This window comes from Alphaproteobacteria bacterium (assembly GCA_024244705.1).
Taxonomy (GTDB): domain Bacteria; phylum Pseudomonadota; class Alphaproteobacteria; order JAAEOK01; family JAAEOK01; genus JAAEOK01.
In genome coordinates, this window is sequence record JAAEOK010000001.1 from 122839 (window position 1) to 137530 (window position 14692).

The window sequence follows — 14692 nt, forward strand, 5'->3', positions numbered from 1 at the left end:
AACTCGGGTCGCGCCGCGTGTCAGCGGCCGCCTTGCGCCCGGCTGAGGACGAGGACGTTGCCGACCAGGGTCAGGCAAACGCCGCCGAAGGCGAGCAGGGTCCAGCTATAGTCTTCGAACACGGTCGATATCGATAGCGCGACAATCGGGAACAACACCGTCGCATAGGCTGCCCGCTCGGCGCCGATCCGCCCGAGCAGCGCGAAATAGCAGGCGAAGGCGACGACCGAGCCGAAAGTGGCCAGATAGAGCAGCGAACCGACATAGGGAAAGGCGGGGTCGAAGGCCAGCGATTCGCCCCGTGTCCAGGCGAACAGCGCGAGGAAGGCAGTGCCGTAGGCCATCGCCCACGCGGTGCTGCCGCGCACCGAGAGACCGGCCGCCTGGTTGCGCGCCGACACCAGGCTGCCGAGGGCGAACGAACTGGTGCCGCCGACGCACAGGATCAGGCCCAAACCGGCGCCGGCACCGAATGACAGGTCGATCAGTTCGGGCCAGAAGACGGCCGCGATCCCGGCGGTGCCGAGCGCCGCACCGAGGGCCACCCGTGACGGCGGCGGCCGCCGCGCCAGGGCAGCGTTGAACAACATGGTCAGGGCCGAGGCGGTGGAGAAGACGACGGCGATCAGCCCGGTCGTGAGGTAGGCCGCCGCCAGATACAAGAGAAAGAAATTGGTCGAGAAAATCGTCGCCCCCTGCAGCGCGATGAACAGATGATCGCACGGCGAAAAGCGCAGCGGCAGCCGGCGGACGACGGCCCAGCCGAACATGAAGAGCGCGGCGAAGGCGAATCGGTAGGCGACGGAGATCTCCGCCGGCACGACGCCGATTTGGAACTTGACCATGATCCAGCTTGTTCCCCAGACCAGGACCAGGGTGACGTAGATCAGAAGGGTGTTGGTCGCCGGTGCCACTGACAGGAATTTCAGCCAAGGCCGACGGCGCGGCGATCGGTCAGTGGGCCAGGATCTGGCTCAGGAACAGCTTGGTGCGCTCGTTCTGCGGGTTGGTAAAGAAGGCGTTGGGCTCGTTGCGCTCGACGATCTGGCCCTCGTCCATGAAGATCACCTGATCGGCGACCGCGCGCGCGAAACCCATCTCATGGGTCACGCAGAGCATGGTCATGCCGGTCTTGGCGAGCGCGGTCATCGTGTCGAGCACCTCCGAGACCATCTCCGGGTCGAGCGCCGAGGTCGGTTCGTCGAACAGCATGATCTCGGGGTTCATGCACAGCGCACGGGCGATCGCCACGCGCTGCTGCTGCCCGCCGCTGAGTTGACCAGGATATTTCATCGCCTGCTCGGGAATCTTGACCCGGTCGAGATAGGTCATGGCGGTTTCCTTGGCCTCGCTCTCCGACTGCCCGCGCACCCACATCGGTGCCGCCATCAGGTTCTCCAGCACCGTCATGTGGGGGAACAGGTTGAAGCTTTGGAACACCATGCCGACCTCACGGCGCACGACGTCGATGTCCTTCATGTTGTCGTGGAGTTCGATGCCGGCGACCAAAATCTCGCCCTTCTGGTGGGCTTCGAGCCGATTGAGGCAACGGATCAGGGTCGACTTGCCGGACCCGGACGGACCGCAAATAACGATCTTCTCGCCGCTATGGACGTCGAGGTTGACGTCCGTCAGGACCTGAAAAGTCCCGAACCATTTCGATACGTTCCGCATCGAGATGATGACCTCACCCGGTTCGGCGTTGGATTCCGTGGTCACGGTCTGCTCAGCCATGGCGATCTCCGTCCGCGCGCGATCAGCGGGCGCTCTTCTTCCGGTAGTGGGCCTCGATGCGGGATTGGATGGCTTCGAGGATGATGGTCAGCACCCAATAGATCATCGCCGCGGTGATCAGCATTTCCATGTGCTGGAAGGTTTTGGTGCCGAGCGTGCGGGCGAGGAACATCAGCTCCCACACGCCGATCACCGAAACCAGCGACGAATCCTTGAGCATGGCGATGAATTGGTTTCCGGTCGGCGGGATGATGATGGGGATCGCCTGGGGCAGGATGATGCGGCGCATGGTGAGGCCGAACTTGAACCCGAGCGCCCGCGACGCCTCCCATTGGCCGCGTGGAATGCTCTCGATGCCGGCGCGGAAGATCTCGGTCATGTAGGCGCCGTAGCACAGTGCCAGGGCGGCAATGCCGGCGGGTACTGCGTCGACGACGAAACCGAGCTGCGGCAGGCCGAGGTAAATCAGATAGAGCTGCATCAGCAACGGCAGGCCGCGGAACAAGGAGGTGTAGAAAGTGGCGATGCCGAAGGCGAAGCCGTTGGTCGAAAGTTTCGCAATCGCGCCGACGATGGCGATCGCCGAGGCGATGACGATCGCGATCGCCGACACGTAGAGCGTCGTGAACAATCCTCTGCTGATCATGAACCAGATCTTGCTCTCGATGAACTCGAGGCTGAGATTGAACAGCAGGAAGAAGCCCAGGCAGCAGAGGCCGAGCTCGAACCACACCACCAATATCTGGAGGCGGAGCGGCAGGAACCCGATCAGCACGATGTTGACCACGAATATGAGCGCCAGCACGAAGGAGACGACGGAGCGGCCGTAGAGACCGCTCGTCGCCGGATCCCCGATGGCCGGGGCCAGGAAATGGCCGAAGATGGAGTTGGTGAAGTCGAGCGCGAAGAAGCCCGCGAATGTTATGCCCAGTAGGATAAGCAAGAAGCCCGGCTTGTGCACGAGCTTGCTCTGGACGACTGTATCCGCATACATCGCCGCGCCCTCCTCACCTTATGATTATCGTTGTGAGTCGGGTTCTTCTTTAGCTCGCCGGCTCGGTCTTCGAAAAGTCCTCGCCGTACCACTTGACCGAAAACGCCGACAGCGTGCCGTCGTCGTGCATCTCCTTGACGATGACGGCAATCTTATCCCTCAGCTCGGGATCGCCCTTGTCGATCGCCACCGCCAACGGCTCGTAAAAGGCCGGCGTGCCGACGATGCGCAGCGGATAACCGTTCTTGATCGCTTCAAGGATCGCCGGCAGCGAATCGATCATGCCGTGGATGCGGACACCGTGACCGAGACGCAAATCGTCCATGATCGCGCTCGAATCCTTCAGCGAGTGAATCTCGCCCGGCTTGACGTCGTAGACGTGCGGCGGCGCACCCTCGGCATCGATGGTCAGGTCGCCCTGGAGATAGAGCTCGAAGGTGCAGGCGGTGCAGGCGCCGATCTTTTGGCCGTTGAGCTCCGACTTGTCTTGGATCGGTGAATCCGCGTGCACCGCGAAGCTCGCCGGCGTGTAGTAGTAGATGGCGGGGAACTCGAGGACCTTGGCGCGATCCTGCGTCGGCGTCATCGAGCCGACCGAGGCGTCCCAGCGGTCGTTCCAACTACCGGCGGTGATCACGCTCCAGTCCGGGGTCACAAACTCGACCTCGACGCCCAGGCGCTTGGCGATTTCCTTGGCCACGTCAACGTCGAAGCCGTCCATCTCATTGTCCTCGTTGAGGAACGACTGAGGCGCCCAATTGGCGTCGGTGGCGACCTTGAACACGCCGTCGTCCATGATCCGGTCGAGATCTTCACCGGCCAGGGCACCGCCGCACACAAGCGCGGTAAGGCCAGCGGCCGAGACTATTCCTGTGATGTATTTATTCATGGTACCTCCCGAAGTTCATGGGCCGCCGACCATGGGATCGGCCGCCCGCACGTGAAGTTGCGATTACATTTGGCGACAGCAATCCGTCCTATCGCCCGTCTCCCCGGTTCCAAGGCCGACCGCATTGACTGCGGCTCATAGCCCTAGCGCCGCCGTTCGACGGCGCTTGACAAAGAAAAGACCACACCCGGACCTCGAAATCCATCGGTTTTGCGACAGATACATGCGCGGTTTCGATTTTGGCTAACGTGAAGCCTGCTCAGTTTCATGGATCGGTTCTTAATAGAAATGATTACATCAATTCTGCCGCGAGTAGTTCTTTGAACACTTCAACGAACCCGGAAAAATCCGCTTCCTTGGTTGTCAGTGGCGGATCAATACGGAACATTCCACCTCGGTTGCAGACGATATAACCTCTTTGCAACAAATCCTCGTAAATACGATCGCCAACTTCCTTGTCGGTAAACTCAACCGCGTACATCAATCCTCTGCCACGCACTTCCGAAATATGCTCGCTATCCGCAAGCGTTTGTAAAGCTGTAAGGAACTCTTTACCCACGGAAGCTGCTCTGGAAATTAGATTTTCATCCTGCATGATCGCGATAACCTCGCAAACAACTGCGGCTCCCAACGGGTCGTTTTGGTGGGACTGCATGTACTTGAATGTCCCGTGTTCCAATTCCCGGGCGACATTTTGATTGATTGCGAGTGCGCTAACCGGATAACCGTTGCCGAGACCCTTTCCAATGCACAATAGATCGGGTTTGATCCGGTAATGGTTATAACCGAACCATTCGCCGGTCCGCCCCATTCCGGTGGTGATCTCGTTCACGATGATCTTGCCACCTCGATTCCGAACAATTTCAACTATGTTTGTTATCAAGGATACTGGCGGAAACCTCACGAAACCTGAGGCGCTTCCCGGTTCAAAAGCAAATTCCGAAATATCGTCCGGTATGTCTTTCAACTTATGACAGTCTTTTCTGCAATTCTCGCTGTGCGGACAGGCTGCACATTCGCGCCAGTCGAATTCATACCATCCATCCACCCTGTCGTTTGTTGCGCTGTACGAGCCGAAATAGGCGTCGTGCAGGCAAATGGTCGTCGATTTTTTTGTGATGTCTCGGCAAACCTGCCGGGCCAGCTCGATCACCTCGCTGCCGGATGACAAAAACACACATTGGCCGCCATCAAGACCAGCAATCGCGAGCACGGATCGGGAGGCGGTTTCAACAACGTTACTTGAATAACAAAAGCCAGTATGGGCAATTGAATCTATCTGCCGGACAATAGCGGCGTTGACCCTAGCGTTGTTGTGGCCCACTGACATGCACCACACGCCAGATTCGAGATCAAGATAGCGATTTCCCCTGTCATCGAATAAATTCGCGCCGTCACTATCAACGATATTGGGAAGCTTAACCTCGTGTCCCGTGCAGTTTAGTACGCTGCTCATTGAATTGCCTTTTTCACGATCAATCTTGATATAGCAAATAATACGGCGTTGCTAAATCCATCCGTTTTTCGCCACCGGCGGGTCCGAATCGACCTTGGCCCGGGTCCGCGCATTCGCTATGGATATGACAGCCTGCGTGATGTATGCCAGCGTGTTTCAGTGTGACGGGCAGGCCGCTATTAGGGCCCATCGGCAGGGCAGGGTTGGGGGAGCATGAACGGCGACCGCTATTCCGTTTTCTCGGTGTTGAAGAACGCCGCCACCGGCAACCGCCATTGGCAGCCGGCGTGGCGATCGGCGGCGCCGAAGCCATCCTATGACGTGGTTATCGTGGGCGGCGGCGGCCATGGCCTGGCGACTGCCTACTACCTCGCCAAGGAGCACGGCATCCGCAATGTCGCGGTGGTCGAGAAGGGCTGGATCGGCGGCGGCAATGTCGGCCGCAACACGACGATCGTGCGCTCTAACTATATGCTGCCGGCCAACGGCCGGTTTTACGAGTGGTCGCTGAAGCTGTGGGAGGGCCTGTCCCAGGACATCAACTACAACGTCATGTTTTCCCAGCGTGGGGTGATCAACCTGGCACACACCAGCCCGCAGCTCGACACCTTCGCGCGGCGCGGCAACGCGATGCGGATCGAGGGCATCGATTGCGAACTTCTCGGTCCCGCCGAAATCGCGCCTTTGGTGCCGCGGCTCCGCCTCGACCATCCTGTGTTTCCGGTCGTCGGCGGGCTCATCCAGAAGCGCGCCGGCAATGCCCGCCACGACGCGGTCGCCTGGGGCTATGCCCGCGCCGCCGACCGGCTCGGCGTCGACATCGTCGAAAATTGCGAGGTCACCGGCTTCACCTTCGACGGCGACCGCATCACCGGAATCGAGACCAGCCGCGGCCCGATCGCCGCCGCCAAGACCGCGGTCGCGGTCGCCGGCAGCACCTCGGACGTGCTCCGCCGGGCCGGGCTCGAGCGCCTGCCGATCGAGAGCCACGTCCTGCAGGCCTACGTGACCGAACCGATCAAACCGTTTCTCGATACCGTGGTGACGTTCGGCGTCGGCCACCTCTACATCTCCCAATCGGACAAGGGCGGGCTCGTCTTCGGCGGCGACATCGACGGCTACAACTCCTATGCCCAACGCGGCGGCCTGCCGATCATCGAACACCTCAGCGAGGGCTTGGCGACATTCTTCCCCAGCGCCAGCCGGCTCCGCGTCCTGCGCAGCTGGGGCGGCATCATGGACATGTCGATGGACGGCAGCCCGATCATCTGCAAGGGGCCGCGCGACGGCCTCTACATCAACGCCGGCTGGTGCTATGGCGGCTTCAAGGCGACCCCCGGCTCGGGCTGGTGTTTCGCCCACACCATCGCCAACGATGCACCCCACAACCTCAACGCCGCCTTCACCCTCGACCGTTTCGCCGCCGGCGCCTCGATCGACGAACGCGGCGCCGGACCGAAGCCATGGCTGCACTGACCGCGACGGCAGCGGAGGCGGGCCGGGCATGCTGATAACCTGTCCCCATTGCGGCGCCCGCGACCGCGCCGAGTTCACCTATGGCGGCGATGCCTCGGTGCCGCGCCCGGAGCTGTCCGACCTCGATCAGGAGCGCTGGGCCGACTACGTCTATCTGCGCACCAACCCGCGCGGCACGCTGCGCGAATTCTGGCATCACGTCGCCGGCTGCCGGATCTGGTTCATCGCCGAGCGCGATACGGTCAGCCATAAGATATCGGCGACCCAGGCGCTCGACGACGACGGGAGCGCCGAGCGATGAGCGGCCATCGGCTCGACAGCGGCGGCACCGAAATAGATCGCGCCCGGCCCCTCGGTTTCAGCTTCAACGGCAAGCGCTTGCAGGGCTTCGCCGGCGATAGCCTGGCCTCGGCCCTGCTCGCCAACGGGGTTCGCCATGTCGCGCGCTCGTTCAAGTATCACCGTCCGCGCGGCATTCTGTCGTGCGGCGCCGAGGAACCGACGGCGCTGGTCGCGGTCGGCGGCGGCGGCACGCACGAACCCAACACCCGCGCCACCATGGTCGAGCTCCACGAGGGCCTGACGGCCGCGGCGCAGAACTGCTGGCCGACGCTCGACTACGATTTGATGGCGGTCAACAACCTCATGTCGCCGGTGTTCACCGCCGGTTTCTACTACAAGACCTTCATGGGTCCGACGCGGCGGGCGTGGATGTTCTACGAGCACTTCATCCGCCGCGCGGCGGGCATGGGCGCGGCCGCCGATAGCGCCGACCCGGACCGCTACGACCACGGCAATCTGTTCTGCGACATCCTCGTCGTCGGTGCCGGTCCGGCCGGTTTGGCGGCGGCGCGGACGGCGGCCGCGAGCGGTGCCCGGGTCATCCTCGCCGAGGAGGAGCCGGCACTCGGCGGCGCCCTGCGCGATATCGCCGACGGCACGATCGACGGTCAATCCGCGGCGGCCTGGGCGGCGGCGGCCGAGGCCGAACTGGTGGCGCGGCCCAATGTGCGCATCCTGCGCCGGACGGCGGTCTTCGGTTACTACGACGACAACACCCTCGGCGCCATCGAGCGCCCGATGCCGGATGCCGCGGACGGGCGTCCCGCGGTACGCGAGTTCAACTGGACGATCCGCGCCCGCCGGGTGATCCTCGCCGCCGGTGCCGCCGAACGGCCGATCGTCTTCGACGGCAACGACAAACCCGGCGTCATGCTGGCCCGCGGCATCTGGCGCTACGTCCACCGCTACGGCGTCGTGCCGGGGCGCAATATCGCGCTCTTCACCAACAACGATTCGGGCTGGCGGACGGCGCAGGACCTGGTCCGCGCCAGCGTCGCCGTGGCCTCGGTCATCGATCCGCGGCGGACGCCACCGGGCGCGGCGCTGGCCGAGCTGAGTGCCGCCGGCGTGGTGTGCCGCGCCGGGTGGGTGGTCGCGTCGGCGGCCGGCGGCCGCACCCTCGACCGTATCCGGGTCGCCCCCTACGATTCCGAGACCGCGACCCTCGACGCGACCCGCGCCGAAAGCGTCGCCGTCGACTGCCTCGGCGTGTCCGGCGGCTGGGTCCCCGCCGTCAACCTCGCCAGCCAGGCCGGCGGGCCGCCCACCTACGATGCCGGGTGGGATGCGTTCCTCCCCGGCGAGCCGCGCGAGGCGTGGCGGGCCGCCGGTGCGATGGCCGGTGCAATCGGTCTCGAGGCCTGCCTCGCCCAAGGCCATGCCGCGGCCGCCGCCGCGCTCGGCGAGATCGGGCAGGCCGCGCCCACGACTGCGGCGCCGGCGACGAACATCGACGACGCGCCCAAGGCACCGGCCCTGGCGCTGGCCGAGATTCCGGCGCTCCACGGCAAGGGCAAGAAGTTCGTCGACCTTCAGCACGACGTCACCGCCGGCGACGTCGACCTCGCCGGGCAGGAGGGCTTCACCTCGGTCGAGCACCTCAAGCGCTACACCACCCTCGGCATGGCCTGCGATCAGGGCAAGACGTCGAACCTCAACGGCCTGGCGATCATGGCGCGGCGCCTGCGGCGGCCGGTCGCCGAGGTCGGCACCACCCGCTTCCGCCCGCCCTATACCCCGGTCGCCATCGGCGCCTTCGCCGGGCGCGGCGTCGGCGACCATTTCATGACCTCGCGCCACACGCCGATGGATCGCTGGCACCGCGACCATGACGGGCTGATCGAGCTCGCCGGCGGCTGGGCGCGTCCGCGCGGCTACCTGAAGAGCGGCGAGAAGCTGGCCGACGCCTATGTCCGCGAGACCCGCGACGTGCGCGCCTCGGTCGGCATGGTCGATGTCTCGACCCTGGGCAAGATCGACGTCCAGGGGCCGGACGCCGCCACCTTCCTCGACCGCGTCTATTGCAACGGCTTCGCCAAGCTGCCGGTCGGCCGCGCGCGCTACGGCCTGATGCTGCGCGACGACGGCATCGTCTTCGACGACGGCACGACGTGGCGGCTCTCCGAGACCCAGTACCTGCTGACCACGACCACCGCCAATGCCGGTCCGGTCATGGCCCAGCTCGAGTTCCTGCTGCAGACCGCGTGGCCCGAGCTGCGCGTCGCGCTGACCTCGACCAGCGACCAGTGGGCCGGCCTCGCCATCGCCGGTCCCAACAGCCGCGCCGTGCTCGCCGCCGCCATGCCGGACCACGATTTCGCCAACGAGGCGTTCCCCTTCATGGCCGTGCAGGTGGCCGTCCTCGACGGCATCCCGGTGTGGATCGCCCGCCTCTCGTTCTCCGGCGAGCTCGCCTACGAGGTCTATTGCGGCGCCCATTACGGCCTGGCCATGTGGCAGGCGCTGATCGACGCCGGCGAGCCCTTCGGCATCATCGCCTACGGCACCGAGGCGCTGGGCGCGCTCCGCATCGAGAAGGGCCACGTCGCCGGCGCCGAGCTCGACGGCCGGGTCACCGCCGGCGATCTCGGCCTCGGCCGCATGATGTCGACCAAGAAGGACTATATCGGCAAGGCGCTGGCCGCCCGCCCCGCCTTCACCGAACCCGACCGCCTCCAGCTGGTCGGGCTGAGATCGGTTTCGGGCGACAAGCTCCGCCCCGGCGCCCAGCTCGTCGCCGGCGCCGAGATCGGCTCCCCGGGGCCGAGCGTTGGCCACGTCTCGTCGATCACCTACAGCCCGGCGCTCGACGCCCAGCTCGGCCTCGGCTTGCTGCGCCGCGGCACCGAGCGTCACGGCGAGCGGCTCTATGCCAGTTTCCCGCTCAAGCAAGAGCATGTCGCGGTCGAGGTCGTCGACCCCATCTTCTTCGACCCCGAGGGGGAACGCCTCCATGGCTGAGATGCGCTATCCCATCGCCGAGGCCATGGAGACCGGCCATGCGCCGGCCGCCGGCGGCGGCGACATCACGCTCGCCGAAATCCGCCTCGGTACCATCGTCCAGCTCGCGACCTTCGCCGGCCGCCGCGACGACCTGTTCGCCGCCCTCGCCGGAATCCGCCCCGGGCTCGAACCGGCACCCGCCTGCCGCGGCCACGACTTGGGCGATGCCGCGCTCTTGACCGTCGGCCCGGCGCGCTGGCTGGTCGTCGCCGACGACCCCGATCTGGCCGCCGCGCTGGCCCAAGCGGTCGCCGCCGAGACCGCCGCCGTCACCGACCTCTCCCACGCCCGCGCCATCGTTCGGATCTCCGGTCCCGGCGCCGCCCGGCTGATGCAGGACGCGGTCGCCGTCGACCTCGACCCCGTTATCAACGGCCCGGGGGCGGTGATCCAGACCCCGGTCCACCATTTCAACGCGCTGGTCCACCGCCGCCGCGACGACGTCTTCGACGTCTATGCCATGCGCTCGTTCGCAGGGCCGCTCTACCACTGGGCGACCGACGCCGCGGCGCCGGTGGGCTACACCATCGGCGCGGCGGCGGGGCTCAAGGTCGGGGACTGAGCGCCACCCGACTCGCCCCAAATCACGGAGACCCGCGATGCATTACCGTCCCGGCCACGACCCCCACGGCCTGCCCTGCGACCCGTTCAAGAGCTGCACCGTGCCGCGACGCCTTCATCGGCTTCCAGCGGCACTTGTATTAGTAGGGTCTCGTCGGCCCATTAAAGCCGGTTTGAACAGGCCTCCCAGTTATTAAAAAATTCACCTATTTTTCTTAATAACCTGTAAGGTGAGTAAATTAGCCTTACATAAGGGTCTGAAACCACATGATATTGCCAGGACGCGCCGGTCAATACACGATATCTAGTGATGGGATCCGGGCGTTTCATCCAAACCCGTTACCGCCTGACCCCCCAGTCGAAATGACGGCTGAAATGCAAATCGCTTTGTCGTCCGCCGACCGGGCGCTGGCGCGGCTCGACGGCGCAACGTCAATTCTGCCGAACCCGGATCTGTTCGTCTATGCCTTCATGCGTCAGGAGGCGGTTCTCAGTTCGCAGATCGAAGGTACGCAGGCATCCTTGGAGGACATCCTCGAATTCGAGGCCGGAGCCGACCCCATACGGAGAACGGACGACCTTACCGATATCGTGAACTACCTCGATGCCATGCGGTGGGGATTGGAAACCCTTCCCAAGTTGCCGGTAAGCCTCCGACTGATTAAGGGCCTTCATCAAAGGCTGCTCGCCGAGGGCAGAGGAGCGGAGCGCGCTCCCGGTCACTTCAGAACCAGTCAGAACTGGATTGGGCCACCCGAATGTACCATCCAGCAGGCGACCTTCGTACCGCCCCCTGTCGCCAAGATGATGGAAGCGTTGGGGCAATGGGAAAGGTTCATACATGAGGCACGAGAAGTCCCGCCGCTGATCAAATGTGCACTCGCCCATGCACAGTTCGAGACGATCCACCCATTTTGGGATGGAAACGGTCGACTGGGCAGAATGATCGTGACGTTCCTGTTGTGCAGCGAGGAGATCTTGTCCCGTCCGATCCTCTATCTCAGCCTGTATTTGAGACAACATAGGGATGCGTACTATCACCTCCTTCAAGCGACGCGGGACGATGGTAATTGGGAAGACTGGATCATATTTTTCCTGCGCGGTGTGACGGCGACGTCCAAATCGGCGTTGATCTCGGCGCGGAAAATCACGCAACTGCACGATGAGCTGCGAACAAGAGCGCCGGATATCTCAAGAAGCGTAAAGGCGGTTTCGCTCATCGATAAATTGTTTTTTCAGCCGTATGTCAGCATAAATCTCGTTGCTCGGCTGATCGATGCAACCTATCCGACGGCCAACGCGCTGGTCCAAAACTTCGAGAGTTCTGGAATTCTAACTTCGGTTCGAGACGTACAACGCAACAGGATTTACGCGTTTCGCCCCTATCTCGACATTCTGCACGACGCCACCGACGAACTTACCGGCGTGATCGACGGCAACGATTACTTGGCCAGCCAGCAAGAAGGTCAGAAGGCCTGAAGCCGGTCCGTCTCGAGCGCCTCCAACCGCCCCCCACCACCAGGGAGACCAGCGATGCATTATCGCCCCGGCCAAGATCCCCACGGCCTGCCCTACGACCCGTTCAAGAGCTGCACCGTGCCGCGGCCGATCGGCTGGCTGTCGACGGTGAGCCGCGACGGCATCGCCAACCTGGCCCCGTTCAGCCAGTGGCAGATGCTCAACTTCGACCCGCCGATGGTCATGTTCTCCGCCAACCAGAATGTCGACCGCCGGCGCAAGGACAGCGTCGTCAACGCCGAGGAAACCGGCGGCTTCGTCTGGAACATGGCGACCTATGCGCTGCGCGAGGCGGTCAACGTCTCGGCGATGGCGGTCGCGCCGGAGGTCGACGAGTTCGAGCTCGCTGGCCTCGCCAAGGCGGCGGCGGTCGATCTCGCGGCGCCGATGGTCGCCGCCTCGCCGCTCCATTTCGAATGCCGCCACCTGGCGACCCAGCGTTTCCCCGGCGACCGCCCGGCCGGCGCCATCGACGTGGTGTTCGCCCGCGTCGTCCGCATCCATGTCGATGACGGCGTGGTCGGCGCCGACGGCAAGCTCGACATCGCGCGCATCCGGCCGATCGCACGCATGGGCTATTACGACTACGCGGTCGTCGACGAGGTGTTCGAGATGGTCATCCCGGGCGCCACCCCCGAGGAGCTCGACGGCCTCGCCGGGCGGGCGCCCAAGGACGGGTAGGGGCAGGCGTCGGAAAAGCGTGAGCGGCGGTAAACCCAATCGCGAGGACTAGGAAAAATGGTCGGCCTCAAGACGTTTTATGACGAACATCCGATCAACGAGTCGGAGATTCTGGAAAAGGTCGAAGGCGAAGGCATCGCGCGCGACGACATCGAGCCAGAGGACTTGTCGCGTTACGACCAGGACCACTATGACGGACTGGCGGCAAACGATCAGCTGGCGGCATCCCTGGGGATCGGCTCGGACATGAAAGTGCTCGATCTCTGCTCAGGCATGGGTGGCACCAGCCGCTACTTGGCATATCGCTACGGGGCGACGGTATTGGGTGTCGATCTGACCGAGTCCCGTGTAAAGGGCGCGCGCGCCCTGACGCGCCTGGTCGGTTTGCAGGACAAGGTCACCTACAAGGTCGGCGATGCCGCGCATCTCGATATCGAAAGTGAAACCGTGGACCGGATCGTGAGTCAGGAATCCTTTCTGCACATTCAAGATCGCGAAAACCTGTTTGCGGAATGCGCCCGGGTTCTGAAGGCGGGTGGTGGCCTCGGATTCACGGATTGGATTTCGACCGATCGCCTCGACGATACGGCTCGGGCGTTTCTGGCCGATGGTCTCGCGGCCCCGCGCATCGTCGGTATCCCCGAATATGTCTCGCTGCTCCAGGACGCCGGCTTTTCCGGCATCCAAACGGAGGATTTGTCGGCGCGGTGGCAAACGATCCTGCACGAGCGGCTGGCCATGTACCAATCGCTCGAGTCGGAGACCGTCGCCCGCTTCGGCCGGGATCGCTTCGATACCTACATTCGAAACTACGCGTTCTTCATCGAGCAAATCGATAGCGGCGCCTTGGGCGGCGGCCGGTTCGTCGGCTGGAAACGCGATGACTGAAAGGACAAAGCCATGGATATGAAGAAGGTGCTGGAAGACTTTGACGCCGCGTATAACAAGGCTTTCAACGAAGGTGATGCCGCCGGGTGCGCCGCCTTCTTTTCCGAAGATATTCTCTTGATGGCACCCGACCAACCCATGACTCGTGGCAAAAAGGCATTTGAAGAAACCTACCAATCCCGGATGGACACAAGCAGCGACGGCACACACACCAATGAACTGGTCGAATACGGTGTCGACGGTGACTTGGCCTATCAGGTAGGGACGTTCGCCATTACGGACACGGACCCATCCGAGCAGGGCAAGTTCGTCAATGTATTGAAACGCCAGGCGGACGGCACATGGAAGGTCGCCGTGTCCATCTTCAACAGCGACAGGCCCTAGCATGATGCGATTGCGCTGATTGATAGACCGTAGGCGGGCCATAGTCGCCGCCTTGCCGCTCCATTTCGAATGCCGCCACCTGGCGACCCAGCGCTTCCCCGGCGACCGCCCGGCCGGCGCCATCGACGTCGTGTTCGCCCGCGTCGTCCGCATCCATGTCGATGACGGCGTGGTCGGCGCCGACGGCAAGCTCGACATCGCTCGCATCCGGCCGATCGCGCGCATGGGCTATTACGATTACGCGGTCGTCGACGAGGTGTTCGAGATGGTCATCCCGGGCGCCACCCCCGAGGAGCTCGACGGCCTCGCCGGGCGGGCGCCGGCGGATGGCTGAGGGCGAGCGAGCGGGATGCCGGATGTGGAAGCGGGCCGGTGCAGCCTAAAACGAAACCGCTCTAGGTTGCACTTTCGGCCCTTTGCGGAGGACGTGGAGGTGCCGTCGTTTCCTCTGACAAGGCCGGCCGGCGCGCTGCGCAACGCCCCTGAAGACACTGGAGACCCCACCGAAGACCGGGTTCTCTTGTCCCGGTGAAATGGCTGCAAATTCCTTGAATTTGCTCCCGCATCCGTCAGGAATCCGAGGACTACGGCGGTGGACAGAGTTTACGGCCGGGGCAGGGCACCAAGATGAGCGAAGCCGTTCATCGGACGCAGCGCGCCCGGGCTCATATGCATCATGCCTGCGCGGCCGGACTCATCACAATAGGCGGAAGAGAATCATGGCAATGACACTCAGATTGATCTGAATCAATGGTCCAGGACGCGA

The 14692-nt window shown here is 63.7% G+C and carries 14 protein-coding genes; 9 read left to right on the forward strand and 5 right to left on the reverse strand.

Annotation, left to right across the window (positions count from 1 at the left end; translation table 11 throughout):
* Positions 1 to 20: 20 nt before the first annotated feature.
* From GY791_00535 to GY791_00555, 5 genes are all read right to left on the reverse strand, one after another.
* Positions 21 to 845 carry a DMT family transporter gene (locus GY791_00535; protein ID MCP4326912.1) on the reverse strand — a complete coding sequence of 275 codons (825 nt, stop codon included), beginning with the start codon at positions 843 to 845 and terminating at the stop codon, positions 21 to 23.
* A gap of 109 nt (positions 846 to 954) precedes the next feature.
* Positions 955 to 1734, reverse strand: coding sequence for an amino acid ABC transporter ATP-binding protein (locus GY791_00540; protein ID MCP4326913.1), 780 nt, complete (start codon positions 1732 to 1734; stop codon positions 955 to 957).
* 22 nt (positions 1735 to 1756) lie between these two features.
* On the reverse strand, positions 1757 to 2728 hold the full coding sequence (locus GY791_00545) for an amino acid ABC transporter permease (GenBank protein ID MCP4326914.1): 972 nt from the start codon (positions 2726 to 2728) through the stop codon (positions 1757 to 1759).
* 49 nt (positions 2729 to 2777) lie between these two features.
* The gene (locus GY791_00550; protein MCP4326915.1) at positions 2778 to 3617 is read right to left on the reverse strand and encodes a transporter substrate-binding domain-containing protein; all 840 of its coding nucleotides are present in this window, start codon (positions 3615 to 3617) and stop codon (positions 2778 to 2780) included.
* A gap of 292 nt (positions 3618 to 3909) precedes the next feature.
* Positions 3910 to 5073: an aminotransferase class III-fold pyridoxal phosphate-dependent enzyme gene (locus tag GY791_00555; protein MCP4326916.1), complete on the reverse strand. Its 1164-nt coding sequence runs from the start codon at positions 5071 to 5073 to the stop codon at positions 3910 to 3912.
* 213 nt (positions 5074 to 5286) lie between these two features.
* Between GY791_00555 and GY791_00560 the strand changes: the two genes are divergently transcribed.
* The 9 genes from GY791_00560 (at position 5287) to GY791_00600 (ending at position 14260) form a co-directional block, all read left to right on the forward strand.
* Positions 5287 to 6549, forward strand: coding sequence for a sarcosine oxidase subunit beta family protein (locus GY791_00560; protein ID MCP4326917.1), 1263 nt, complete (start codon positions 5287 to 5289; stop codon positions 6547 to 6549).
* 28 nt (positions 6550 to 6577) lie between these two features.
* Positions 6578 to 6850 (forward strand): sarcosine oxidase subunit delta, encoded by a 273-nt coding sequence (locus tag GY791_00565; protein MCP4326918.1) that lies wholly within the window; start codon positions 6578 to 6580, stop codon positions 6848 to 6850.
* Positions 6847 to 9852 (forward strand): sarcosine oxidase subunit alpha family protein, encoded by a 3006-nt coding sequence (locus tag GY791_00570; GenBank protein MCP4326919.1) that lies wholly within the window; start codon positions 6847 to 6849, stop codon positions 9850 to 9852. Before GY791_00565 ends, GY791_00570 begins: the two co-directional genes overlap by 4 nt.
* On the forward strand, positions 9845 to 10456 hold the full coding sequence (locus GY791_00575; protein ID MCP4326920.1) for a hypothetical protein: 612 nt from the start codon (positions 9845 to 9847) through the stop codon (positions 10454 to 10456). The genes GY791_00570 and GY791_00575 overlap by 8 nt, the downstream gene beginning before the upstream one ends.
* A gap of 266 nt (positions 10457 to 10722) precedes the next feature.
* Positions 10723 to 11934 carry a Fic family protein gene (locus GY791_00580; protein ID MCP4326921.1) on the forward strand — a complete coding sequence of 404 codons (1212 nt, stop codon included), beginning with the start codon at positions 10723 to 10725 and terminating at the stop codon, positions 11932 to 11934.
* A gap of 54 nt (positions 11935 to 11988) precedes the next feature.
* Positions 11989 to 12654, forward strand: coding sequence for a flavin reductase family protein (locus GY791_00585; GenBank protein ID MCP4326922.1), 666 nt, complete (start codon positions 11989 to 11991; stop codon positions 12652 to 12654).
* Between the two features lie 57 nt (positions 12655 to 12711).
* Complete coding sequence (locus tag GY791_00590; protein MCP4326923.1) at positions 12712 to 13542, forward strand: methyltransferase domain-containing protein; 831 nt, start codon at positions 12712 to 12714, stop codon at positions 13540 to 13542.
* A 12-nt stretch (positions 13543 to 13554) separates the two neighbouring features.
* On the forward strand, positions 13555 to 13926 hold the full coding sequence (locus tag GY791_00595; GenBank protein MCP4326924.1) for a DUF4440 domain-containing protein: 372 nt from the start codon (positions 13555 to 13557) through the stop codon (positions 13924 to 13926).
* A 19-nt stretch (positions 13927 to 13945) separates the two neighbouring features.
* Entirely contained in the window at positions 13946 to 14260 is a 315-nt protein-coding gene (locus tag GY791_00600; GenBank protein MCP4326925.1) for a hypothetical protein, read from the forward strand.
* Positions 14261 to 14692 lie beyond the last annotated feature (432 nt).

Coding starts and splice junctions, on each gene's coding strand:
- GY791_00535 (MCP4326912.1), bottom strand. CDS start 845: ATGGTCAAGTTCCAAATCGGCGTCGTGCCGGCGGAGATCTCCGTCGCC.
- GY791_00540 (MCP4326913.1), bottom strand. CDS start 1,734: ATGGCTGAGCAGACCGTGACCACGGAATCCAACGCCGAACCGGGTGAG.
- GY791_00545 (MCP4326914.1), bottom strand. CDS start 2,728: ATGTATGCGGATACAGTCGTCCAGAGCAAGCTCGTGCACAAGCCGGGC.
- GY791_00550 (MCP4326915.1), bottom strand. CDS start 3,617: ATGAATAAATACATCACAGGAATAGTCTCGGCCGCTGGCCTTACCGCG.
- GY791_00555 (MCP4326916.1), bottom strand. CDS start 5,073: ATGAGCAGCGTACTAAACTGCACGGGACACGAGGTTAAGCTTCCCAAT.
- GY791_00560 (MCP4326917.1), top strand. CDS start 5,287: ATGAACGGCGACCGCTATTCCGTTTTCTCGGTGTTGAAGAACGCCGCC.
- GY791_00565 (MCP4326918.1), top strand. CDS start 6,578: ATGCTGATAACCTGTCCCCATTGCGGCGCCCGCGACCGCGCCGAGTTC.
- GY791_00570 (MCP4326919.1), top strand. CDS start 6,847: ATGAGCGGCCATCGGCTCGACAGCGGCGGCACCGAAATAGATCGCGCC.
- GY791_00575 (MCP4326920.1), top strand. CDS start 9,845: ATGGCTGAGATGCGCTATCCCATCGCCGAGGCCATGGAGACCGGCCAT.
- GY791_00580 (MCP4326921.1), top strand. CDS start 10,723: ATGATATTGCCAGGACGCGCCGGTCAATACACGATATCTAGTGATGGG.
- GY791_00585 (MCP4326922.1), top strand. CDS start 11,989: ATGCATTATCGCCCCGGCCAAGATCCCCACGGCCTGCCCTACGACCCG.
- GY791_00590 (MCP4326923.1), top strand. CDS start 12,712: ATGGTCGGCCTCAAGACGTTTTATGACGAACATCCGATCAACGAGTCG.
- GY791_00595 (MCP4326924.1), top strand. CDS start 13,555: ATGGATATGAAGAAGGTGCTGGAAGACTTTGACGCCGCGTATAACAAG.